Origin of the sequence: Aeromonas sp. A04, assembly GCF_047780465.1 — a bacterium.
Classification (GTDB): Bacteria; Pseudomonadota; Gammaproteobacteria; order Enterobacterales; family Aeromonadaceae; genus Aeromonas; species Aeromonas bestiarum.
Genome location: NZ_JBLNHP010000012.1, coordinates 1 through 22729, shown reverse-complemented (window position 1 = coordinate 22729; position 22729 = coordinate 1). Strand labels below are relative to the sequence as shown.

Sequence of the window (22729 nt, the reverse complement as noted above, 5' to 3'; positions counted from 1 at the left end):
ATCCCCCAGCTGGCGACGGGGATTTCACCGATTTGCAGCCCTCTTCACAATTTCAACACGCTCACAATCTGTTCGATTGCCTAACTCATCCGACCTGGTGTCAAATCACTCCGCCTAATACAAGGAGTGGCATAATAATGAATAATATCAATAAATTAGTTCTGGCTATCGGATTCACTCTCACCACATTCCCGACCCTGGCGGCGGGCTTCCAGTGCAAGGACCACGTCAAGCTCGGGGTCCCCAGCCAATCCAGTCAACTGCTGTGCCGGGACGGTTACGCCGCCGGTTACAACTATGACACCAAGGTCTCTGACTGGGTCTCTTACCGGATGACGGCCGCCAGTGCCCAGGGCCAGGTGCCGCGCAAGGATGCCTTTGCCGAAGACAGGGAGGTACCGGTGCAGTTCCGCGCCACCCTGGCGGACTACAAGGGCTCGGGTTATGACCGCGGCCACCAGGCGCCTGCGGCGGACATGCGCTCCACCGCCACCACCATGAAGCAGAGCTTCCTGCTGACCAACATGACCCCGCAGTTGCCGGCGCTCAATCAGGGAGCCTGGCGCATTCTGGAGGAGAAGACCCGCCAGTGGGCCATTGCCTATCAGGATGTGCAGGTGATCACGGGCCCCATCTTCACCAACTCCGATGGCGCCATCGGCAACGGAGTGACAGTGCCCCACGCCTACTATCGGGTGGTGATGGACGTGGCCAACCAGGAGGCGATCGCCTTCGTCCTGCCGCAGCAGAATGTGTCGGCCAGCAAGCTTGCGGATTACATAGTGACTGTGGATGCAGTGGAGGAGCAGACAGGGCTCGATTTCTTCACCGAGCTGCCGGATGAGCAGGAAGAGGCCATGGAATCCCGGCTGATGGCCATGTGGGGCAACTGACTCGCGGTAATGACAACAGGGGCCTTGGCCCCTGTTGTCAGTCGTTCAGATCGTCACCGATTTTCTTGACGGTATCCCGGGTGCCGTGACCGATTTCACGGGTCACATCCCGGGTGGTGTGGCCAATCTCGCGGGTCACGTTGCGGGTGGTGTGCCCCACTGTCCTGCCCGCCTCCTTGATGTCGGCACAGCCGCCGGTCACTGCGCCCAGGGTCAGGCCGAGTGCCAGCAGTGCCAGGTAGTTAGGCGTCATGTGTGCTCCTCCTCGTTTCATCATCATCTTGATGCCGATGACGGCATTATGGCCTCGTGTGCAGCGGGCGGGCAACCAGCAGGGTATGGCCCGGGCCCGGGATCTCGTGCTCCTCCTCCACGTGGAAATGCGCCTCGCGCAGGCACTGGTACATCTGTTTGGAGTGATAGAAGCGGCTGTTGCCGTTGGCCAGACAGGTGAAGTAGAGGGAGGTGGCGTTGAGACTGAAACTGGCGGCTTCGAAGGTCTGCCTGTCCCAGAACAGCTCCAGGATGCAGACCCTGGCGTCCGGTTGCATGGCCAGCCGGACTCGGTTCAGGATGGCGACTATCTGTTCGTGACTGAAGCAGTCGAGGAACTGGCTCATCCACCAGATATCGGCCTCGCCGGGCAGGAGGCCCGCTTGCAGCAGATCCACCGGATGGCCCTGCACTCGATCGCTGAGACCCGCCTCTTCAATATTCAGCCTGGCCAGCGCCAGCTGCTCGGGCAAGTCCAGTATGGTGACCCGCAGGGCGGGATCCCGGTTGGCGCAGGCGATGGCCCACTTGCCGGTGTTGCCGCCCAGATCGTAGAGGTGGCGCGGCTCATAGCCAAGCACCTTCGCCTGTGCCTGCTGGAATGCCCAGTCGGAGTAGAAGTGATCAAACGCAAACCAGCTGCTGCGGGCGGGCTCGGGCAGCTCGCTCAGGTGCGGGTAGAGGGTCTGCCAGGGGCCGAACTCCTGCAGACCGGCCGGCGTGCCGTCGCGGATGGCGTCGAGCAGATGGGCAAGGGGTTGATAGCAGACGTGCTGGGTGAAGTCGAGATTGACCCGGCTCATGGCATCGTGCTGCAGATACTTGCCGACCCGGCCCAGCACATAGCGATCGTCGGCCAGGTAGCAGAGTCCGCCACCGAGCCCCATGTCCAGCAGCACGCTGACCGCATATTCACTCAGCTCGCACGCCTGGGCTATGTCCGCCAGCGGCGCGCCCTGCTGGCCACGGGTCTCGAGAAAGGCGAGCACCCCGGTTTCACGCAGACACCAGCTGGCCTGGAACAGCATGGGCCCGAAGGCGATCTTCTGGGCCGCGCCTATGGCCTCCAGCGCGTTGTAGGGGTCTGCCTGATAATGGTTCACGGGGTGGCTCCTGCCGGATTAACGGCTCTGTGCGCGGGCGAGTTCGGTCTGGATGGCCTGATTCAGGCCCAGTACCCAGCGGTTATAACTGCGATGTATGCTGCCCTTGCCCTTGTCATCAAGGTTGATGCTGCTCACATAATTAATGGAATAGTCGTGACTGCTATATGGAATATCGATCACAGCCTGATGCTGGCGTACATTGACCTGGCCACGAATAAGTCCCGGCTTCTCTTTTTTCATCACCCAGCTCTTGCCGATCCCCGCCGTGATAATGGCGCTGGCGACCTGATCTTCGGTCAGGTTGAAGGCAACCGGGTTGGCGGCCATATTGCGAATGGGCTGGCTGGTGGAGCAGGCGGCCAGCAGGGCGCAGGCCAGCAACAGGGATATTTTATTAATGAGTTTCATAATATTTCCTTGCGAGGACATTCAATAAATGGAGCCCGGCAATGAGACAACACAAATCATTTATTTTCAATCACAATGCCAACGGATAATCCGCGCCAGCTATTATTTTTGATGAATAATGGTATTATTCGCGCGGTATTAATGTGATGACTCCGGTGGATAATCCCCAGGGAGCAGGCACTGCCCGCCGGGTGAGTGCCTTTTATCGTCCAAGCGCTCACACCAAGGTCAAGGACAGGTTGCCTGAAATATGCTCTCTTTTTCGCTGCAGGATAGTCAGGCACTGTCACCCGGTCTTGTCGACGAACTCGACTGGCAGGCGTGGGCACGGCAGGGACAATGGCCCGCCGACCCCCCGTTCCCCGCGACCCCCTTGCTGCCCATGATGATGGCGCGCCGCCTGAGCCAGGGTTCCCGGCTGGCGGTGCAGGTGGGGCTGAGCCTGCTGGCTCGCCATTCCGTCGATTACGCCATCTTCGTCAGCCGCCACGGCGAGCTGGCCCGTTCTGTGACCCTGTTGCAGGCGCTGGCGGACGGCCAGGCGCTGTCCCCTACCGATTTCTCCATGTCGGTGCACAACACGGCCGCCGGCCTTAGCTCCATTCAGGGCAAGGCCGCCATTCCCATGACCTCGCTGGCGGCGGGAGAGGGCGGATTGATGGCGGGGTTCACCGAGGCGGTGGCGGCGCTGCACGCCGGTGCCAGCCGGGTGTTGCTGGTGGCGTTCGAGGGGCCTGTGCCCGAGTTTCATCGCCCCTGGTTGCCGGACGAGGCGCCGCCCCATGCGCTGGGGCTGGTGCTGCAGGCTGGCGACGAGTGGCGCTGCGAGGGGGCACGTCGCACAGTCGAGTCTGCCGTCCGCCCGCTGCCCCAGAGTTTGGCCTGCTGGCGGGCCCTGCTGCGGCATGAGTCGATCCTGACCCTTTGTGATGGCCGCCAGGAGTGGACATGGCGGCGGCGCTGAACCGGGGCTGGCGGCTGATCGGCACGGCCCTTGGCTTCACCCTGTTCGGGGTGGGCGGCCTGCTGCTCTCCCTGTGCTGGTTTCCGCTGCTGGCGCTCTGCCTGCGCGGGGAGCGGCGGCGGACCCTGGCCCAGCTGACCATACGCCACAGCTTTCGGCTGTTTCTCTGCGTGTTGCGCGGCTGGGGCGTGCTGGATTATCGGGTGAGCGGCATGCCCGCCGACTTGCGCGGCGCCCTGGTGGTGGCCAATCACCCCAGCCTGCTCGACTACGTCATGCTGGCGGCCGAGATGCCGGTGTGCGACTGCATCGTCAAGCAGTCCCTCTGGCGCAACCCCTTCGTGGGCGGCGTGGTGCGGGCGGCCGATTACCTGCCCAATGTGGAGGCGGAGCGCCTCCTGCCCCTGTGCATGGCGCGGATCCAGGCTGGCGGCCTGCTGCTGATCTTCCCGGAGGGAACCCGCACCACGCCGGGGGAACCCATCAAGCTGCAGCGCGGCGCGGCCCAGTTGGCGGTGCGCAGCCGGGTGCCCCTGCAGCCGGTGCGGATCCACTGCAGCACCCGATTTCTCACCAAACAGGACAAATGGTTCAAGATCCCGGAAAATAAGCCGACTTTCACCATAGAATTCCTGCCGCAAGTGGCGGCAGACGAGGTGGTCGCCACCGACCAGAGCAGTGCGCTGGCCGCGCGCCAGCTGACCCGGTTTCTCACCCGGGCCCTGCAAACGGGGCCCCAATGACAGCGTATGGAACAGTTATGCACGACCTGCACCTAGAGATAAAACAACTCATCATCGACAGTCTCAACCTCGAGGGGCTGACCCCTGAGGATATAGACAGCCAGGCGCCGCTGTTCGGGGATGGCCTGGGACTGGACTCCATCGATGCGCTGGAGCTGGGCCTTGCCATCAAGGGCCGCTACGGCATAGTGCTCTCCGCCGAGGATGAAAATACCCGTCGTCACTTTGCCTCAGTCGCGGCCCTGGTCGCCCTGGTGCAGGCCCAGTCGAAAGGGGAGGCCTGAGCCATGACCCGTGACGACATCTTTGCCCAGATAAAGGCTGCCCTCGTCGAGTTGTTCGAGGTGGATGAAGAGGCCATTACCCCCGAGGCTCGCCTCTATCAGGATCTCGAGCTCGACAGCATAGACGCCATCGATCTGGTGGTGCACCTGCAGAAGCTGACCGGCAAGAAGATCAAGCCGGAGGAGTTCAAGTCGGTGCGCAGCGTCAATGACGTGGTGGATGCGGTCGAGCGTCTGCTCGCCGGCGCCTGATGCCGGCGCGCCCCCGCCCATGACGCGCTGGCTCTCCTGGCTTGCCGGTGGCGCCCTGCTGCTCTACCCGCTGGCGGTTTACTGGGGGCTAACCCGTGCCGGTCAGACCCCGCTGCTGCTTGGCCTGCTGGTCATCTTCTCGCTGCGGCTGCTGCCGGGTCTGCTCAAGGGCAGGGCCCGTCTCGGCCCCTTGCCCGAGTGGCTCTGGCTGGGCCGCCTGCTGGCCTGCATCGGGCTGGGGCTGACCCTGCTGTCGGCCCTGTTCAACGCCCGTCACTGGCTGCTCTACTACCCGCTGGCGGTGAGTCTGGCGCTGCTCTGCCTGTTTGGCTGGAGCCTGACCCGTCCCATGAGTCTGGTGGAGCGGCTGGCCCGCTTGCAGGATCCCCGCCTGCCGGATGTCGCCATCGGCTACACCCGGCGGGTGACCCAGATCTGGTGCGGTTTCTTCGTGGTCAACGGCGCCCTGGCGGCCTTCACCATCTGGTACGGCGATCTGGCGCTCTGGAGCCTCTACAACGGCCTCATCAGCTACGGGTTGATGGGCTCTTTGATGGCGGGGGAGTATCTGGTACGCCGGCGACTGATGAAGAGGCTGGCCCCATGACCCTGCTGCAGGCTCTCTGGCTGCGGGACGACGACCAGCTGGTGGCGTTCGGCCAAGGCGGCGAGGTGACCCTGGCCGAGCTGCGCCTTGGCAGCCTGCAACTGGCCAGGGCCATGGCCCGCCATGCTCGCCCCGGGCAGCCGCGCGCGCGCTGGGCGCTCTGTTTCGATGACAGCCTGCTGTTTGCCCAGGCCCTGCTGGCCTGCGCCCTCGGTGGTCATCAGGCCATCCTGCCGGGCCATCAACGGCTGGCCGGGCTGCTGGCGCTGCGGGATCAGTTTGATGGCCTGCTCACAGATGGCGAGCTGCCAGGCGACGAGCTTGATGTGCCCCAGCTGCGGCTGCCGCTGGCCGATTGCCATGGCGAGCTGGATGCGGAGCACGCCAGCCGGGTTCCCGAACGTCTTGACCTGACCCTGTTCAGCTCGGGCTCCACCGGCGAGCCCAAGGCCATCCCCAAAGCCTGGCCCCAGCTGGAGGCCGAGCTGCGGGTGCAGATGGCGCTCTGGGGCCAGGCTCTGGCCGATACCCGGGTGCTGGCCAGCGTCAGTCACCAGCACATCTACGGCCTGCTGTTTCGCATCCTGCTGCCGCTGGCTCTGGGTCGTCCGTTCGATCGCCGCAGCATCGATTATCCGGAGCAGCTGGCGGTGCAAACCGCTCCCTGGGCGCTGATCGCTTCCCCCGCTTTTCTCAGCCGGCTCGATCCGGCCATTCCCGCCGCGGGCTGCCGCCTTATTGTCTCCTCCGGCGGGCCCCTGCAACCCGAGGATGCCCAGCAGGCCCGGGCCCTGCTCGGCCAGCTGCCGGTGGAGATCTTCGGCAGCAGCGAGACTGGCGGTATCGGCTGGCGCCAGCGCCAGCAGGCGCAGACCCTCTGGACCCCCTTGCCCGGGGTCGAGGTGCGGGTCGGTCCGGATCAGGGCCTGCTGCTGCGCTCTCCCTTTCTGGCAGAGGAGGACTGGCTGGCCTGCGCCGATCGCATCCTGGTGACGGGGGCCGGGTTCGAGCTGCTGGGGCGCCAGGACAGGGTGATCAAGCTGGAGGAGAAGCGCATCTCCCTCGACGAGGTGGAGGCGCGCCTGCAAGCCCTGCCTGAGGTGGAGCAGGCCGCCGTGCTGCCTCTGCAGCAGGGCCAGCGTCAGATCCTCGGCGCCGTGCTGGTGCTGAGCGAGGTTGGGGTCGTCCGCTGGGCCGAACTGGGTCAGGGCCGCTTCCTGCTGGCCCTGCGCCAGCAGCTGCGCCCCTGGCTCGAACCGGTCGCCCTGCCGCGCAGCCTGCGCCGGGTCGAGAGCATGCCCGTCAACGCCCAGGGCAAGCGCCCCTGGCCACAACTCAAGGAGCTGTTCGATGAGCCTCTCTGCTGACACGCCGCCGATGAACTCGCTGCCGACAGTGCTGGGCTGTGAGACGCTGGCCGATGGCGTGCGCCTGCACCTGCGGCTCGATCCGGAGCTGCCCTGGTTTGCGGGCCACTTTCCCGGGGCGCCCCTGCTGCCAGGAGTCACCCAGATCCACTGGGTCATGCACTATGCCGCCAGCCGACTCAACCTGGAGTTGCCGTTTCACGGGCTGGATCAGCTCAAGTTTCAGCGCCCGCTGCGGCCGGGGGCCGAGTGCAGCCTGAGCCTGCAGTGGCAGCCACAAAAGGATCAGCTCGTTTTCAGCTATACGCTGGGGGATGAGCCGGCGAGCAGCGGACGGGTGCGCTTCATCCCATGACGCCCTGCATCCTGATCCCCTGTTACAACCACGCAGGTCCGCTGGCCGCCGTGCTGGATCGGCTGGCCGAATATGAGCTGCCCTGCCTGCTGATCGACGATGGCAGCGAACCCGTCGCCGCCGCGGCGCTGGATGCGCTGGCCGCCCGCCACCCCTGGGTCACCCTGCTGCGCCATTCGCACAACCAGGGCAAGGGCGGCGCCGTGATGACGGGGCTGCGCCACGCCCATGGCCTCGGTTTCAGCCACGTCCTGCAGGTGGATGCCGATGGTCAGCACGATCTGGCAGACATTCCGGCCCTGCTGGCCGAGGCGGGCAAGCACCCGGAGGCGCTTATCTCGGGGCGGCCTGTCTACGACGATTCCGTGCCCAAGGGGCGCCTCTATGGCCGCTACATCACCCATGTCTGGGTCTGGATCGAGACGCTGTCGTTTGCCATCAAGGACAGCATGTGCGGCTTTCGGGTCTATCCGTTGGCGGCCAGCTGCGCGCTGCTCGAACGGGTGGCACTCGGCAGGCGGATGGATTTTGACACCGAGGTGATGGTGCGCCTGCACTGGGCCGGGGTAGCGGTGCGTTTCGTGCCGACCCGTGTCATCTATCCCGCCGATGGCAGCTCCCATTTCCAGCTCTGGCGCGACAACCGCGATATTTCATGGATGCACACCCGGTTGGTGTGCCGCCTGTTGTGGGATCTGCTGTTGCGCCTGGCGAGCGGGCCCCGCCGCCTCGGCGCATGGGCGGCCCGGCTATGGCGCGAGCGCCGTACCCACTGGTCGCGCACGCCTGAGCGCGGCTCCCTGCTCGGCATGCAGATCATGCTGGCCAGCTACCGCCTGCTGGGGCGACGGGGCTTCTCCCTGCTGCTCTACCCCGTCATCGGCTACTTCTGGCTGACCGGCCGCACCCAGCGTCAGGCATCCCAAGCCTATTTGGCCCGGATCGAGGCCTTTTCCCACGCTCAGGGCATACGGCTCCCCCCTGAGCCGAGATCGAGCTTTCGCCACTTCCTGCGCTTTGGCGAGGCGGCGCTCGACAAGCTGGCCGGCTGGCGCGGCGACATAGCCGAGGATCAGGTCGAGCTGGTGGGAAGGGATCACTACGAGGCAGCCATCAACAGTGGCAAGGGCTTGCTGCTGCTGGGCTCTCACCTCGGCGATCTCGAGCTGTGCCGGGCCCTTGGCAGTCGCCGGGGGGAGGTGCGCATCAATGCACTGGTCTTCACCCGCCACGCGGCCCGCTTCAACGCCCTGCTCAAGCAGATCAACCCGGATTCGCGGCTCAACCTCATCCAGGTGCAGGAGATGGGGGCCGATACCGCCATCTTGCTCAAGGAGAAGCTGGATCAGGGGGAGTGGGTGGTGATCGTCGGCGATCGCACCTCTGTGACCCGGGAGAAGCGGGTGGTCTGGGCCGATTTCCTCGGCGCGCCGGCCCCCTTTCCCCTCGGTCCCTTTGCCCTGGCCAGCGTGCTGGGTTGCCCGGTTTACCTGATGTTCGGCCTCAAGGAGCAGGGGCGCTTTCGGGTGCATTTCGAGCCCTTTGCCGACAGCCTAAGCCTGCCGCGCCAGGGGCGACAACAGATACTCGCGTCCCGGGTGCAGGCTTATGCCGATCGCCTGCAGCATCACTGCCTGCGCGCCCCGCTGGACTGGTTCAACTTTTTTGATTTCTGGCAGCTGACCGATGAACAAGAGTGAGATGAAGTGCGTCACCTTCGGCGCCGAACCGTTGACCATCGAAGATGTGGTGGCGCTGGCAGAGCGTCGTGCCCGCCCGGCATTGAACCGGGATCCTGCCTTCATGGCCCGTATCCAGCGGGGGGCCGACTTCCTCGACCGGCTGCTGGCCGAGGAGGGGGTCATCTACGGGGTGACCACAGGCTACGGGGATTCGGTGACCCGGCCGGTGCCCGCCGAACTGGTGCCCGAGCTGCCGCTGCACCTGACCCGCTTCCACGGCTGCGGGCTGGGGGCGGATCTCGAGCTGGATGCCGGTCGCGCCGTGCTGGCGACCCGGCTCTGCTCCCTGGCGCAGGGGGTCTCCGGCGTCAGCCCGGGTTTGCTTGAGCGGCTCTGCTGGTTGCTGGAGCAGGATCTCATACCGCGCATACCACAAGAGGGTTCCGTCGGCGCCAGCGGCGATCTGACGCCGCTCTCCTACGTTGCCGCCGTGCTGGTGGGGGAGCGCGAGCTTCATCAACAGGGTCGGCTGCGCCCCGCCGCCGAGGTCTATCGGGAGCTGGGAGTGACCCCCCTGACCCTGAGACCCAAGGAGGGGCTGGCGCTGATGAACGGCACTTCCGTGATGACGGCGCTGGCCTGTCTCGCCTACGCCCGTGCCGACTACCTGATGCAACTGGCGACCCGGATCACGGCGCTGGTGAGCGTCGCCATGGGGGGCAACGCCTTCCACTTCGACGAGCGGTTGTTTGCCGCCAAGCCTCACCCCGGCATGCAGGGCATAGCGGCCTGGCTGAGGGAAGATCTGGTGGCCGGCGAGCTGCCGCGCCACAGCGACCGGCTGCAGGACAGATACTCATTGCGCTGCGCCCCCCACGTCATAGGCGTGGTGGCCGACAGCCTGCCCTGGTGGCGCCAGCTCATCGAAAACGAGCTCAACAGCGCCAACGACAATCCGCTGATCGACGGGGAGGGGGAGCACGTGATGCACGGTGGCCACTTCTACGGCGGCCACATCGCCATGGCGATGGACAGCATGAAGACGGCCATCGCCAATCTGGCCGACCTGCTGGATCGCCAGCTGGCCCAGCTGGTGGACACCAAGTTCAACGGCGGCCTGCCGAGCAACCTCTCGGGGGCGCCGGCCGGGCGGCAGATGATCAACCACGGCTTCAAGGCGGTGCAGATCGGCGTCTCGGCCTGGACCGCGGAGGCGCTCAAGCAGACCATGCCCGCCAGCGTCTTCTCCCGCTCCACCGAGTGCCACAACCAGGACAAGGTGAGCATGGGCACCATAGCGGCGCGCGATGCCCTGCGGGTGCTGACCCTGACCGAACAGGTCGGGGCCGCCTGCCTGCTGGCGGCGGTACAGGGGGTCGAGCTGCGCCTGGCCCAGCCCACGCCCTTCACCCGGCCGCTCAGCTCGGCCCTGGCCCATATGGTGCAGCAGGTGCGGGCCGAGTTTGCGCCTCTGCTGGAAGACAGGGCGCTGGAGCAGGAGCTCAGGGCGCTGATCGCCCGTCTCCGTCAGCGTCACTACCCGCTTTATGGGCCGAGCCAGGACTGAAACAAGGTCACTATTGATGAGACAACCCATGCAGAATGAACCCTGGCAAGTCAGCGCCGAAGTCGAGGTGACCATCCCCTTCCACGATGTGGACATGGTGGTTGTGTCGCTCTGGCGGGGGCACTACTTGTGAGAAAAACCATGCAGCAAGAACCCTGGCAGATCAGCGCCGAAGTCGAGGTGACCATCCCCTTCCACGATGTGGACATGATGGCGGTCGCCTGGCACGGCCACTACTTTCGCTACATAGAGCTGGCCCGCTGCGCCCTGCTCGACCTCATCGATTACAACTACCCGCAGATGGAGGCCTCCGGTTACCTCTGGCCCATCATAGACACCCGGATGAAGTACCTGGCACCGCTGCGCTTCGGCCAGCGGGTGCGGGTGCGCGCCACCCTGACCGAATACCAGAACCGCTTGAAGATCGACTACCTGCTGAGCGATGCCGCGAGCGGCACCCGCACCAGCAAGGGCTACAGCATCCAGGTGGCGGTGAGCAAGGCGAGCGGCGAGATGTGCCTGGCCTCGCCCCAGGTGCTGCTGGACAAGCTGGGGGTGAGCCAATGAGCCGGCTGACAAGGCCGCTGCTGACCGGTCTGCTCCTGCTGCTGACATGGCCGCTGCAGGCGGCCCCCCTGAGCCGTGACCAGGTGCAGCAGTTGCTGACCCTGAGTCCGGTCAGACACGCCCATTTCGAGCAGGAGAAGCAGGTGGCGGGGTTGAGCCAGCCGCTCAAGGCCTCCGGCGAGCTGCTGCTGGTGCGCGATCTGGGTCTCTGGTGGCAGCAGCAGAAGCCCTTTGACCTGACCCTGACCCTGACGCCGCAACGCATGGTGCAGCAGGTGGCGGGTCAGCCCGCCACCGTCATCGACAGTCCGCAACTGCTCGAATTCAGCCAGATGCTGCTGGCGCTGTTCGGCTCGGACGAGGCGACCCTGAGCCGCTACTTCAAGATCGATTTTCAGAGCACGGAGGCGGGTTGGCAGTTGCTGCTGGTGCCAACCCTGACGCCGCTGGACAAGGTGTTCGCCAGCCTCACCCTGAGCGGGCAAGGGCAGCTGGATCAGCTCATCATCGCCGACAAGCAGGGTGACAGCACCCGCATCCGTTTCAGTGCCTGGCAGGAACGAAGCCTGCCACTGACCCCTGAGGAGCAGGCCCGCTTTGCTGCCCACTAGACCCGTATCGCGCCCTGCCACTGCCCGTGGTCTGGCCGGGAGAACCGACTTTGCTGCAATCTGAAACCGCCTGGCGCAGCTTCTCATACCTCTGGCTGCTGCTCAGCCTGCTGGCGGTGGCGCTGCTTGGCTGGCAGCTCTCCCAGAGCCGCATCAACACCAGCCTGATGGATCTGCTGCCCCACGAGGAGCGATCCACGCTGGATCCGGCCCTGCGGGGTGGCCTGCTGCGCCAGATCGACAAGCAGCTGGTCTGGATGCTGAGCCTGCCGGCGGGACAGGATGGTCGCCCCGCGGCGCAGGCGTGGGCAAAGACCCTGAAGGCCCTGCCCGAACTCGGCGCTGTGCGCGGTGCCCAGCCGGAGCTGGCTCCCGCCTGGCAAGGCTTCATCCACGACTATGCCTGGCAGCGCCTCGACGAGGGCAGCCGGGCCAGGTTGGCCGCCGGCACCGAGGCCTGGAGCCAGTGGGTGCTCGGCCAGATCTACAGCCCTTTCGGCGGTGTCTCCCGCGCCGAATGGCAGGCCGATCCCCTGCTGCTGACCCGCGCCGGTGTGCAGGGCCAGATGACGAGTACACTGCGCCTCGATCATGACTGGTTGATGAGCCAGGACGAGACGGGGCGGCAGTGGTTTCTGCTGCGAGCCGAGCTGGATCTCTCGGCTTTCGATCTCGCTCGCAACAGCGAGCTGCTGAACCGGCTCAACGAGGCGGAGCAGAGCCTCAAGGCCGAGTTTCCGGGCGTGGAGCTGCTGCGCCGTGGCACCCTCTTCTACAGCCAGCATGCCAGTGATCTGGCTCAGGCGGACATCTCCACCATAGGGCTGGGCTCCACGGTCGGGGTCTTGCTGCTGATGTGGCTGGCGTTTCGCTCGTTTCGGGCGCTCTGGATCTCCCTGCTGCCCATCGCCATCGGCCTCGTCTGGGGGGTGCTGGCCGTGTTGCTCTGGTTTGGCGAGGTGCACATGTTCACCCTGGTGATCAGCTCCAGTCTGGTCGGCATCATAGATTACGGGATCCACTTCCTGACCGAGCGGCGCCTGCATGGGTTGCAGGAGAGCCCTCACCAGACCCGCGCCCGTTTGCTGCCAAGCCTCTCGATGGCGCTGTTCGCCACCCTGGTCGGCTATGGCCTGCTCTGGCTTGCCCCCTTCCCCGGCCTGCAGCAGATGGCGCTGTGCGCCCTAGTGGGTCTGACGGCCTCGTTTATTACCGTGCTCTGCCTGTTCCCGCTCTGGCTCGGTGCCTTGCCCCAGCGTGAGGCGCGCATCCTGGTGCCGATGGCGCTCTGGCTCACGTGGTGGCGGGAACGGCGTGTCTTGCGCTGGGGCGTGCCGCTGCTCTGCCTGGCGCTGATAGTGGCGGGATTGAGCCGGCTGGCCGTCGATGACGACATAGCTCACCTGCAACCCTTGCCCACCGAGCTGCAGGCGCAGGAGCGGCAGATCCAGCGCCTCACCGGCCAGCAGGGCGGCATGACGGGTTTTCTGGTGACGGCGGCAGATGGCGAGACGGCGTTGCAGCGTCTCGAGGCCCTTGGCCACAAGCTGGCACAGGCCAAGGCGCAGGGTCAGTTGGCGGACTTTGTGCCACTGACGCAATGGCTGCCGTCGCTGGCACGGCAGCGGGCGGATCATGCCGCCCTCACTCGCTTGCTGCCCGACGTGGTGGTGCGGCTCAATCAGGCTGGTGTGCCGGTCAAGGCCGAGCCCAGACCCTGGCAGCCATTGCTGCCGGCGCAGTGGCTGGCCAGCCCGGTCAGCGAGGGCAGTCGGCTGCTCTGGCATCAGCTGCCAGATGGTCGGGTCGCGCTCTGGCTGCCGGTCAACGGGGTGACGGATGTTGCGGCCGTGGCAGAACTGGCAGAGGGGCAGGAGGGGGTCTTCTGGCAGGATCCGCGCAACCAGTGGAGCCAGCTGTTTGCCCACTACCGCATCAAGCTGACCGAACTGCTGCTGCTGGCGATCGCCCTGGTGGGGGTGCTGCTGTGGGTCCGGTTCGGCTGGCGCAAGAGCGCGCGGATCCTGCTGGTCAGCGGCTTTTCGTTGGGGGCCGGTCTGGCCCTGCTGGCCGCCTGCGGGCAGCCGCTCACCCTGTTCGGGGTGCTGGCCATGAGCCTCATCTTCGGCATCGGCATCGACTACAGCCTCTTCTTTGCCTACTGCGGCCGGGATCTCCTGCGTCAACGCTCGACCCAGTTTGCCATCCTGCTCGCCAACCTGACCACCCAGTTGTCATTCGGTTTATTGGCGCTGAGCCACACCTCTGCCATCGCGGGCTTCGGTCTGGTGCTGAGTGGCGGTATCTTTACTGCCTTCCTGTTGTCGCCTCTGGTGCTGGATAAACAGGGATTGGACAAGCCGGTATTCAGCCCGCCAGTGCGGGATGACCGGGAGCCGGAGCCACTATGAGATCAGTGTTCGCATTATTCATCCTCCTGCTGGGGGGCTGCAGCAGCCAGCCGGCCTCCACCGCCTATCTCGACAAGAGCAGCGTCATGACGCTGCCTGCCCCCGTGCTTGCCACCCCCTTCTATCGCCAGCAGTTGCTGACGGCCACGGTGGGTGAGAGTTCCCATCAGCTGATGACTGTGCTGGAGGCTGATGGCAGTCAGTTGACCCTGGTCGGCCTGACCCCGAGCGGGGTGCGGCTGTTTCGGGTGCGTTACGATCAGCAGGGCATAGCGACTCAGCAGCTGAGTCCGCTGCTCGCCACCGGCATGCCGCCCGTGACCCAGGTGCTGGCGGACGTCATGCTCTGCTACTGGCCGCTGGCCAGCTGGCAGCCGCAGCTGCCGCCGGGCTGGACGCTGAGGGACGAAGGACTGACGCGCCGGCTGCGTGCCCCCGATGGCGCCCTGGTCACCGAGATCGGGTACCAGGACAAGGGCGGCGTGCGGGAGCCGGTCAGCCTGCAACAGCATGTGTTTCACTACCGTCTGCAGCTGGAGACTCTGAGCCAATGAGTTGTTATATCGCGGCCTACGGGCTCATTTCGGCATTGGGGGAGGGCAGGGATGCCAGCGCCGGGGCCCTGCTGGCCTGGCAGGCAGAGGGGATTACGCCGCTCACCCGCCACAACCAGACCTTGCTGGATGGTCGGTTGACCCCGGTGGGGCGGGTAGAAGGTGCGCTGCCGGAGATACCGGCGGCGCTGGCCCCCTACGCCTCGCGCAACAACCGCCTGCTGCTGGCGGCGCTGGCCCAGATACGCCCAGCACTGGACAAGGCGCTGGCGGAGTTTGGCCCTGCGCGGGTAGGCCTGGTGCTCGGCACCAGCACAGCCGGGATCGGCGAGGCCGAGCTGGCGATCGCCGCCGCCCGGCGGGGGGAGGCGATTCCCCCGGCCTTTGACTATCGCCAGCAGGAGCTGGGCTCCCCGTCCGAATTCCTGGCCCGTTATCTCGGCCTGGAAGGGCCCGCCTACACCCTCTCCACCGCCTGCTCCTCCAGCGCCCGCGCCTTCATCAGCGGTCAGCGGATGCTGGCGGCCGGACTGGTGGACGCCGTGCTGGTTGGCGGTGCCGACAGCCTGTGCGGGCTGACCCTCAACGGTTTCGACAGCCTGGAATCCCTGAGCGGCACCCTCAGCCAGCCATTCGACAACGACCGGCAGGGGATCAACATAGGCGAGGGGGCTGCGCTGTTTCTGCTGAGCCGCCAGCCTGCGCCGCTGGCCTTGCTGGGGGCGGGCGAGTCGTCCGATGCCTGGCATATCTCGGCGCCTCATCCGGACGGGGTGGGTGCCGAGGCGGCCATGCAGATGGCGCTGGCCCAGGCGGGCCTGACGCCGGAGCAGGTGGGTTACATCAACCTGCACGGCACGGCCACCCGCCTCAATGACGCCATGGAGAGCCAGGCCGTGCATCGCCTGTTCGGCGACAAGGTGCCCTGCAGCTCCACCAAGCCGCTCACCGGCCATACCCTGGGCGCCGCCGGTGCCATCGAGGCCGCGCTCGCCTGCCTGCTGCTGGAGCGGGCCCTGCCGTTGCCGCCCCAGCGGGTGACGACACAGGACCCGGCGCTGGCTCCCATCCGGCTGGTGAGTGGCGCCACTCGGCTGGCGGCACCCCGGGTCCTCTCCAACTCCTTTGCCTTCGGTGGCAACAATGTCAGCCTGCTGTTTGGACTATTACCCTCATGAATGAGCTCGTACCGCTGCCCGCCATCGATACTCTCTTGCCCCATCAGGCCCCCATGCTGTTGCTGGACAGGCTCTGCGCCGTGGATGCGAGCCGGGTGTGCTGCGAGACCCGGGTCGGCGCCCGGCACGCCTTGCTGCTCGATGGCGAGGGCTCGTTGCCCGCCTGGGTCGGCATAGAGCTGATGGCCCAGACCATAGCCGCCTGGGCCGGCATGCAGGGGCGATTGCGCGGCGAGCCGGTGCGCATCGGCATGCTGCTCGGCACCCGCAAGTACCGCTGCCAGCCCACCCGCTTTGCGGCGGGGGCCCTGCTCACCATAGAGGCCAGCTGCCTGTTGCAAGACGGCGGCATGGCCAGTTTCGATTGCCGGATCCTGCAAGATGGGCAGGAGTGCGCCACCGCGCGCCTCTCGACCTATCAGCCCGCACCCGGCGAATTATCCGATTTGTTAGCGAAGGACGTTTCATGATCTCTAGCGTATTGGTCACGGGCGCCAGCAAGGGGATAGGCCGCGCCATCGCCCTCAAGCTGGCCGCCGACGGTTTTCTCGTCGTGGTGCACTACCACGGCGACCGCGCCGGTGGCGAGGCTACCCTGGCGAGCCTGCAAGCCGCAGGGGGACAGGGGCGCCTGATCCAGTTCGACATCGCCGATCGCCAGGGCTGCCGCGAGCGGCTGGAAGCCGACATGGCCGAACACGGCGCCTATTACGGTGTGGTCTGCAACGCCGGCATCATACGTGACGGCGCCTTCCCCGCCCTCACCGACGAGGATTGGGACGGGGTGCTGCACACCAATCTGGACGGCTTCTACAACCTGCTCAAGCCCTGCATCATGCCGATGATAGGCTTGCGCCGGGGCGGGCGCATAGTGACCATCTCCTCGGTTTCCGGCCTGATGGGCAACCGTGGTCAGGTCAATTACAGCGCTGCCAAGGCGGGCATCATGGGGGCCACCAAGGCGCTGGCGCTGGAGCTGGCCAAGCGCAAGATCACGGTGAACTGCGTGGCGCCCGGCCTCATCGACACCGGCATGGTGGATGAAGAGGTGCAGGCGGAGGCGATGAAGCTGATCCCGCTCAAGCGCATGGGACAGGCGGACGAGGTGGCCGGCCTGGTCTCCTACCTGATGTCGGACATCGCCGGCTATGTCACGCGCCAGGTCATCTCCATCAACGGGGGCATGGTATGACGCGAATGCTTATGAGCACTTGCCTGATGTCGGTTCAACATGGCGCTGTCTCTGTGGCACGCCAGCTTATCTCTGTGAATGGCGGTATGGTATGAAGCGGGTAGTAGTAACCGGCATGGCCGGGGTGACGGCGTTCGGTCAGGACTGGCCGAGCGTGCGGGCAAAGTTGCAGGCGGGGCGCAATGCGGTGGTGACCATGCCTGAGTGGGCCATCTACGAGGGACTCAACACCCGGTTGGCGGCGCCCATTGCCGATTTTGTGCTGCCTGCCCGCTATCCGCGCAAGAAGACGCGGGCCATGGGGCGGGTCTCCCAGTTGGCGACCGTGGCCAGCGAGCTGGCGCTGGCGCGGGCTGGGCTTATCGACCACCCGGTGCTGACCGACGGTCGCACCGGCATCGCCTATGGCTCCTCCACCGGCAGCACGGATCCCATCCGCGCCTTCGGGGTCATGCTCAACGACAAGAGTACCGCCAGCATCACGGCCACCACCTATGTGCAGATGATGCCGCACACGGCGGCGGTCAACACCGGCCTCTTCTTCGGCCTGCGCGGGCGGGTGATCCCCACCTCCAGCGCCTGCACCTCCGGCAGCCAGGGGATTGGCTACGCCTACGAGTCCATCAAGCACGGCTACCAGACCCTGATGGTGGCCGGCGGGGCGGAGGAGCTCTGCCCGTCTGAGGCCGTGGTGTTCGATACCCTGTTTGCCACCAGCCAGATGAACGACAACCCAGAGCTGGCGCCGCGGCCGTTCGATCGGCAGCGGGACGGGCTGGTGATAGGCGAGGGGGCAGGCACTTTGGTGCTGGAGGAGCTGGAACATGCGCAGGCGCGCGGGGCCACCATCATCGCCGAGCTGGTGGGGTTTGCCACCAACTGCGACGCCGCTCACGTGACCCAGCCCCAGCAGGAGACCATGCAGCTGTGCATGGAGATGGCGCTGGCCCAGGCGGGGCTCAAGGCCGCCGACATCGGCTACATCAGTGCCCACGGCACGGCCACCGAGCGCGGCGACATAGCCGAGAGCCACGCCACCGCCGCCATCTTTGGCGACAAGACCCCCATATCGTCGCTCAAGAGCTTCTTCGGCCATACCCTGGGCGCCTGCGGTGCCATCGAGGCCTGGTTGTCGCTGGAGATGATGCAGGAGGGCTGGTTTGCCCCCACCATCAACCTGACCGAGCCGGATCCGGCCTGTGCCCCGCTGGATCATGTGGTGGGTGATGGCCGCGCGCTGACGGTGGACTATCTGATGTCCAACAACTTCGCCTTCGGCGGCATCAACACCTCCCTCATCTTCAAGCGCTGGTCCTGAGGCCGTGCGCCTTGCCTGCGGGCAGGGCGCCGGTACAGCCTGGGTTTAGCCTTGATGAATTAATATGCCTCCCATTTTTCGGGAGGCATAATGTCCGCTCCATCTGCTGTTTTTTCTGCTCGACCCAAGCTGCGTCGCGGCTTCAATGCGCTCTTGCTGTCCACCCTTTTATTGGCGCTGCCCGCACCTGTTATGGCCGATGATGAATTTCGGCTGGGCAGCACAATGCTGCTCGGCGTCGGCGATCATGCCGCCATTATTCCCATCATCGTCTGCCGACCGGCCAAGTCCATCATGGTCAAGGCGGGACGGGAATTGACCCTGGACAGGGTCAAGGTGTTTTACGGCAATGATCGCAGCAAGACCCTCAATTTTGACAAGGATCTGAAAGAGGATCAGGAGTCCGGCTGGAAATCCCTCGGTAGCCGGCTCTGCATCAAGCGGATCGAGGTCTATGGCAATTCGGAGGGGAGCAAGGCAGGGGTCAAGGTATACGGCCGCAAATAAGAAATGGACGGGGATCACCCCGCCCACTCAGGGCCTATTTCTTGGGGCGAAACGGCTTGATGACGGCTTCGTCGCATTCGAGATAGGGCCCTTCCATAAGATCGATGCAGTAGGGGATGGCGGGGAAGACGGCATCCAGGCACTCGCGGATGGACTTGGGCTTGCCCGGCAGGTTGACGATGAGGGAGCTGCCGCGCAGGCCTGCGGTCTGGCGCGACAAGATGGCGGTCGGCACGAACTTGAGAGATTCGGCCCGCATCAGCTCGCCAAAGCCCGGCATCATGCGATCGCACACCGCCTCCGTGGCCTCGGGGGTCACATCCCGCTTGGCCGGGCCTGTGCCGCCCGTGGTGACTATGAAGCTGCACTGCTCCTGGTCCGCCAGCCGGATCAGGGTTGCCTCGATCTGATCCTGTTCATCCGGGATCACCTGATAGACGGGTTCCCACTCTGAGGTCAAATATGCGTTCAGCGTGTCTATGATGGCCTTGCCGGAGAGGTCTTCGTAGATGCCTGCACTGGCGCGATCGCTGACGGTGACGATGCCGATTCTTGCCTTGCTCATGGTCTGCTCTTGGTTGCCTGGAATAAGTGGCAAATAAAATAACATAATCAGTGAGATATGTTAAACGAGGTCAGGGGGTGGCGAGGCTGGGGCACAAGATGGAGTGTCGAATGAAAAGCAATCTTGCAGACTCTCTTTCAATAAGACATAAGGCTCCGGCATTGCCGTCCTAAAAATGTATAAACGAAGACAGCCGCCATATTGATGATTAATTGGTTGATCCATAACGAATAAGAAAATGATTCCCCGAACGGCGGTCATTTTTTGGCGCAGTCAGCCTCGAAAGGCCGTGGTATGGATTGAACCTGGAGGGCAATCGTCTTATATAACTCATTATACGGTTGGTTGAATATTGTACTGATCGTTGTTGTTTGAGTATCACCATGCAGCGGCTGGCCGCAGGAGGGCATATGGAGTTGCCTGATTTTGATACCTTGAGGCGACTGGCGGTGGCGGAGCCGGAGCGGCTCGACGAGTTGCTGCGCCAGCAGATAGAGGGGTTGATCGACCGGGTCAGTCCGGAGCAGCAGCAGCGATTGCGCGGCCTGCAGTTTCGTATCGACTGTCAGCGTCAATTGGCCAAGAACAACATGGATAGCTGTATTCGTATTGCGGCCATGATGCACGACTCCTTTTATTCCATGCGCAGCGAGATGATCCAGCTCAATGCCAATCTCTATGCCGACCAGGCCCCCGTCTACAGAGAAAATAATGTGGTTTCTTTCTTCGATTACTATCGCAAGAAGAAATAAATATCCTCTTGATGGAATGGCTGAATAATATCCCGCATTATATATTTGTCATCGGGTGAGGTCCGCTTGTCGACGTTAATTTATCTGGGGTGATTTGTAATCTATTTGATGTATTTTCGTGGCGTTCGCTGTTTTATTAAAAATTGATTATTGCCGTGATCGGTGTGGATGTATGGCGCCGACAGTTAGGCTAATATGGCGATACTTTAATTTTGCTACGACTCGAAGGGATTATGAGAAGTATCACACCAAGACGGGTGCTGTCGCGGGAGCAGCAGACAGAGATCACCCGTATCATCGTCAAGGTGGGCCAGATGCTGGCCCAGTTCGGGGCCGAGAGTCGCATCATAGAGCAGACCACGGTCCGGCTCGGCATGGCGCTGGGGCTGGAGAGCGTCGAGATGGCCATCTCCTCCAGCGCCATAGTGCTCACCAGCCTCTATCAGGGCAGTTGTGTCACCACCACCCGCCGGGTGCGGGAGCACGGCATCAACATGCAGGTGGTGTGCGAGATCCAGCGTATCTGCATCATGGCGGAGAAGGAGCTGATCGGTGCGCGCGAGGTGCGTCAGCGGCTCGACGGCATAGTGCCGTTTCATTACCACCCCTGGCTGGTGGTGCCCATGGTGGGGCTCTCCTGCGGCGCCTTCAGCCTGCTGTTTGGCGGCGACTGGCCCATCTTCCTGGTGACCTGCCTCTCTTCTGCCGTGGCGATGCGAGTGCGCCAGTTGATCGCCCGCCATCACCACAGCCCGCTCATCAACTTTGCCGCGACCGGCTTCATCGCCACCCTGCTCTCCTCCAGTGCCACCTTCTTCAACTGGGGCGCCCAGCCCTATCTCGCCATGGCCGCCAGCGTGCTCTTGCTGGTGCCGGGCTTCCCGCTCATCAATGCAGTTTCCGACATGGTGAAGGGTTACTTCAACATGGGGCTGGCGCGCTGGGGCACCGCAACTCTGCTCACCATCAGCGCGGCGATAGGGATTATTCTCGCCATGTCGGTCACCGGGATCTGGGGGTGGAAGGTATGATGGATCTTGTCTGGTTGCTGGCCAAGGATGCCTTCTGGTCCTCCATTCCGGCGGTAGGGTTTGCCATGCTGTTCAACGTGCCGCCGCGCATGTTGAAGTACTGCGCCATGGGCGGTGCCCTGGCCCACAGCCTGCGTACCTTGCTCATTCATTACGGCATGCCCATCGAGTGGGCCACCCTGGCGGCGGCGACCACGGTCGGCTTTGTCTGCGTCTACTGGTCGCGCCGATTGCTGGCGCCGCGCCCCGTGTTCAGCGTCGCCTCCATCATCCCCATGATCCCGGGCAGCTATGCGTTCAAGGCGATGATCGCGGTGGTGGAGCTCAACATCTCCGGGGTGACCATGGATCTTATCCAGAGTGCGGTGGAGAACGGCCTCAAGGCACTGTTTATCGTGGGGGCCCTCAGTTTCGGTTTGGCGATCCCCTCCCTGGTCGTGTACCGTAACCGGCCCATTATTTGACAGACGGTGTGAGAGGCTGACCCCATGAAGATTTCCATGATTGCCGCCATGGCGCACGATCGCGTGATAGGCCTGGATAACCAGATGCCCTGGCACCTGCCGGCGGATCTGGCCCACTTCAAGCGGGTGACCCTGGGCAAGCCGGTGTTGATGGGGCGCAAGACCTTCGAATCCATAGGTCGGCCGCTGCCAGGGCGGCGCAATCTGGTGATCAGCCGCAACCCAGATTACCAGGCCGACGGGGTGGAGGTGGTCGATTCGGTCGAGGCTGCGCTGGCGCTGCTGGCCGACGGTCAGGCGGTAGACGAGCTGATGGTGATAGGTGGCGGTCATCTCTATGGCCAGCTGCTGCCACGGGCCGACAGCCTCTATCTGACCCGAATCGATCTGGCGGTGGCAGGGGATACCCGCTTCCCCGCCTTCGAGGAGGACGAGTGGCATTGCGTTGAGCGCGAACCCCATGAGCCCGACGAGAAGAATCCTCATCCCTACTGCTTCGAAACCTGGCAGCGGCGCTGAGTCTGTTGTTGGCTGCGCTGCCTCTATTTGTAATGGAATTACGTTTTTTGAGTGAATAACATGGATAGCAATTCAATTTATCCCATTGTACCCCCGCTCGCTTCCTTGCTCGCCCAATTTGATTACGCTTCCTGGCCCCGCTTTCCCAAGCGAGAACCCTATTGTCGTAAGAAGCTGCTAACAAGGGTTTCAAGTGAAAATCAATTTTACGATCATGCTCGACAATGGATTGACAAGACGCTCGCCAATATCCCCGTTCCTGAAGGGGATGCATACGCGTTGCTGCCAAGGGTTGAGAGTGTTTGCCTGGCGGAGCTGGATCACTTGGTGGGAACAAGCTTGCTGGCAGGCCGTTGGCCACAAACAGAATATCGCCGCTATCCGCTGCTCTATTGGCAACTGGTGTGTTACTACCAGATAGAGTTGCATCGCAGCAGACAGTTGAACCAGTTGCAGCCTCATGCAGGATTTGACTTTAGGCGCATGGGGTATGTGGCGATGCTGCTGGCCTTGCTCGGTGATCGCCGTCGTTTGATGGATTGTGTGGCATTGGCTCATA

28 protein-coding genes are annotated in these 22729 nt (G+C 64.0%); 24 read left to right on the top strand and 4 right to left on the bottom strand.

Annotated features, from left to right (window positions below):
* Nucleotides 1-137: 137 nt before the first annotated feature.
* The gene (locus ACM3N8_RS21010) at nucleotides 138-893 is read left to right on the top strand and encodes a DNA/RNA non-specific endonuclease (RefSeq protein WP_290017950.1); all 756 of its coding nucleotides are present in this window, start codon (nucleotides 138-140) and stop codon (nucleotides 891-893) included.
* Nucleotides 894-930: 37 nt separating this feature from the next.
* Here the strand turns inward: ACM3N8_RS21010 and ACM3N8_RS21005 are convergent, their stop codons facing one another.
* The 3 genes from ACM3N8_RS21005 to ACM3N8_RS20995 are packed head-to-tail and all read right to left on the bottom strand — an operon-like array spanning nucleotide 931 to nucleotide 2680.
* Nucleotides 931-1146 carry a hypothetical protein gene (locus tag ACM3N8_RS21005; RefSeq protein ID WP_043138177.1) on the bottom strand — a complete coding sequence of 72 codons (216 nt, stop codon included), beginning with the start codon at nucleotides 1144-1146 and terminating at the stop codon, nucleotides 931-933.
* A gap of 46 nt (nucleotides 1147-1192) precedes the next feature.
* The gene (locus tag ACM3N8_RS21000) at nucleotides 1193-2269 is read right to left on the bottom strand and encodes a methyltransferase (RefSeq protein WP_290017949.1); all 1077 of its coding nucleotides are present in this window, start codon (nucleotides 2267-2269) and stop codon (nucleotides 1193-1195) included.
* Between the two features lie 18 nt (nucleotides 2270-2287).
* On the bottom strand, nucleotides 2288-2680 hold the full coding sequence (locus ACM3N8_RS20995) for a hypothetical protein (protein ID WP_241278612.1): 393 nt from the start codon (nucleotides 2678-2680) through the stop codon (nucleotides 2288-2290).
* A 250-nt stretch (nucleotides 2681-2930) separates the two neighbouring features.
* Here ACM3N8_RS20995 and ACM3N8_RS20990 point away from each other — a divergent pair, with 250 nt between their 5' ends.
* From ACM3N8_RS20990 to ACM3N8_RS20905, 18 genes are all read left to right on the top strand, one after another.
* The gene (locus ACM3N8_RS20990) at nucleotides 2931-3644 is read left to right on the top strand and encodes a beta-ketoacyl synthase chain length factor (protein ID WP_290017948.1); all 714 of its coding nucleotides are present in this window, start codon (nucleotides 2931-2933) and stop codon (nucleotides 3642-3644) included.
* On the top strand, nucleotides 3629-4387 hold the full coding sequence (locus ACM3N8_RS20985; protein ID WP_290017947.1) for a lysophospholipid acyltransferase family protein: 759 nt from the start codon (nucleotides 3629-3631) through the stop codon (nucleotides 4385-4387). The genes ACM3N8_RS20990 and ACM3N8_RS20985 overlap by 16 nt, the downstream gene beginning before the upstream one ends.
* 17 nt (nucleotides 4388-4404) lie before the next feature.
* A complete protein-coding gene (locus ACM3N8_RS20980) occupies nucleotides 4405-4671 on the top strand; it encodes a phosphopantetheine-binding protein (protein WP_043138189.1) in 267 nt (88 codons plus the stop codon).
* Between the two features lie 3 nt (nucleotides 4672-4674).
* Complete coding sequence (locus tag ACM3N8_RS20975; protein ID WP_043138192.1) at nucleotides 4675-4923, top strand: acyl carrier protein; 249 nt, start codon at nucleotides 4675-4677, stop codon at nucleotides 4921-4923.
* 19 nt (nucleotides 4924-4942) lie between these two features.
* Nucleotides 4943-5530, top strand: a complete 588-nt coding sequence (locus ACM3N8_RS20970; protein WP_181003699.1) for a hypothetical protein — start codon at nucleotides 4943-4945, stop codon at nucleotides 5528-5530.
* The gene (locus ACM3N8_RS20965) at nucleotides 5527-6897 is read left to right on the top strand and encodes an AMP-binding protein (RefSeq protein ID WP_290017946.1); all 1371 of its coding nucleotides are present in this window, start codon (nucleotides 5527-5529) and stop codon (nucleotides 6895-6897) included. The genes ACM3N8_RS20970 and ACM3N8_RS20965 overlap by 4 nt, the downstream gene beginning before the upstream one ends.
* Entirely contained in the window at nucleotides 6881-7252 is a 372-nt protein-coding gene (locus ACM3N8_RS20960; protein ID WP_098982670.1) for a hydroxymyristoyl-ACP dehydratase, read from the top strand. The genes ACM3N8_RS20965 and ACM3N8_RS20960 overlap by 17 nt, the downstream gene beginning before the upstream one ends.
* Nucleotides 7249-8952 (top strand): glycosyltransferase family 2 protein, encoded by a 1704-nt coding sequence (locus tag ACM3N8_RS20955; protein WP_416016560.1) that lies wholly within the window; start codon nucleotides 7249-7251, stop codon nucleotides 8950-8952. The genes ACM3N8_RS20960 and ACM3N8_RS20955 overlap by 4 nt, the downstream gene beginning before the upstream one ends.
* On the top strand, nucleotides 8939-10501 hold the full coding sequence (locus ACM3N8_RS20950) for an HAL/PAL/TAL family ammonia-lyase (protein ID WP_098982675.1): 1563 nt from the start codon (nucleotides 8939-8941) through the stop codon (nucleotides 10499-10501). Before ACM3N8_RS20955 ends, ACM3N8_RS20950 begins: the two co-directional genes overlap by 14 nt.
* A 141-nt stretch (nucleotides 10502-10642) precedes the next feature.
* Nucleotides 10643-11068, top strand: a complete 426-nt coding sequence (locus tag ACM3N8_RS20945; RefSeq protein ID WP_010633047.1) for an acyl-CoA thioesterase — start codon at nucleotides 10643-10645, stop codon at nucleotides 11066-11068.
* Nucleotides 11065-11679, top strand: coding sequence for an outer membrane lipoprotein carrier protein LolA (locus ACM3N8_RS20940; protein WP_098982677.1), 615 nt, complete (start codon nucleotides 11065-11067; stop codon nucleotides 11677-11679). Before ACM3N8_RS20945 ends, ACM3N8_RS20940 begins: the two co-directional genes overlap by 4 nt.
* Nucleotides 11680-11729: 50 nt before the next feature.
* Nucleotides 11730-14090 (top strand): MMPL family transporter, encoded by a 2361-nt coding sequence (locus tag ACM3N8_RS20935; protein ID WP_416016559.1) that lies wholly within the window; start codon nucleotides 11730-11732, stop codon nucleotides 14088-14090.
* Complete coding sequence (locus ACM3N8_RS20930; RefSeq protein WP_416016558.1) at nucleotides 14087-14644, top strand: DUF3261 domain-containing protein; 558 nt, start codon at nucleotides 14087-14089, stop codon at nucleotides 14642-14644. The genes ACM3N8_RS20935 and ACM3N8_RS20930 overlap by 4 nt, the downstream gene beginning before the upstream one ends.
* Entirely contained in the window at nucleotides 14641-15822 is a 1182-nt protein-coding gene (locus ACM3N8_RS20925; protein ID WP_416016557.1) for a beta-ketoacyl-[acyl-carrier-protein] synthase family protein, read from the top strand. Before ACM3N8_RS20930 ends, ACM3N8_RS20925 begins: the two co-directional genes overlap by 4 nt.
* Nucleotides 15819-16292, top strand: coding sequence for a hotdog family protein (locus tag ACM3N8_RS20920; RefSeq protein WP_043140047.1), 474 nt, complete (start codon nucleotides 15819-15821; stop codon nucleotides 16290-16292). Before ACM3N8_RS20925 ends, ACM3N8_RS20920 begins: the two co-directional genes overlap by 4 nt.
* Entirely contained in the window at nucleotides 16289-17014 is a 726-nt protein-coding gene (locus tag ACM3N8_RS20915) for a 3-ketoacyl-ACP reductase FabG2 (RefSeq protein ID WP_043140049.1), read from the top strand. The genes ACM3N8_RS20920 and ACM3N8_RS20915 overlap by 4 nt, the downstream gene beginning before the upstream one ends.
* A gap of 91 nt (nucleotides 17015-17105) precedes the next feature.
* A complete protein-coding gene (locus ACM3N8_RS20910; protein ID WP_043140051.1) occupies nucleotides 17106-18332 on the top strand; it encodes a beta-ketoacyl-ACP synthase in 1227 nt (408 codons plus the stop codon).
* Between the two features lie 90 nt (nucleotides 18333-18422).
* The gene (locus tag ACM3N8_RS20905) at nucleotides 18423-18839 is read left to right on the top strand and encodes a DUF2541 family protein (RefSeq protein ID WP_290065218.1); all 417 of its coding nucleotides are present in this window, start codon (nucleotides 18423-18425) and stop codon (nucleotides 18837-18839) included.
* Between the two features lie 34 nt (nucleotides 18840-18873).
* Here ACM3N8_RS20905 and mog read toward each other — a convergent pair whose 3' ends face one another.
* Nucleotides 18874-19404, bottom strand: coding sequence for a molybdopterin adenylyltransferase (gene mog / locus ACM3N8_RS20900; RefSeq protein WP_290065216.1), 531 nt, complete (start codon nucleotides 19402-19404; stop codon nucleotides 18874-18876).
* 410 nt (nucleotides 19405-19814) lie between these two features.
* Here mog and ACM3N8_RS20895 point away from each other — a divergent pair, with 410 nt between their 5' ends.
* The 5 genes from ACM3N8_RS20895 to ACM3N8_RS20875 all read left to right on the top strand — a co-directional run.
* A complete protein-coding gene (locus ACM3N8_RS20895; RefSeq protein ID WP_043140058.1) occupies nucleotides 19815-20156 on the top strand; it encodes a DUF3135 domain-containing protein in 342 nt (113 codons plus the stop codon).
* A 233-nt stretch (nucleotides 20157-20389) separates the two neighbouring features.
* Nucleotides 20390-21187, top strand: a complete 798-nt coding sequence (locus ACM3N8_RS20890) for a threonine/serine exporter family protein (RefSeq protein WP_052159096.1) — start codon at nucleotides 20390-20392, stop codon at nucleotides 21185-21187.
* Nucleotides 21184-21651, top strand: coding sequence for a threonine/serine exporter family protein (locus ACM3N8_RS20885; protein WP_042866694.1), 468 nt, complete (start codon nucleotides 21184-21186; stop codon nucleotides 21649-21651). The genes ACM3N8_RS20890 and ACM3N8_RS20885 overlap by 4 nt, the downstream gene beginning before the upstream one ends.
* 24 nt (nucleotides 21652-21675) lie before the next feature.
* Nucleotides 21676-22170 carry a type 3 dihydrofolate reductase gene (gene folA, locus ACM3N8_RS20880; protein WP_043556198.1) on the top strand — a complete coding sequence of 165 codons (495 nt, stop codon included), beginning with the start codon at nucleotides 21676-21678 and terminating at the stop codon, nucleotides 22168-22170.
* 60 nt (nucleotides 22171-22230) lie between these two features.
* On the top strand, nucleotides 22231-22729 hold a 499-nt coding region (locus ACM3N8_RS20875; protein WP_416016556.1), incomplete at its 3' end, for a hypothetical protein.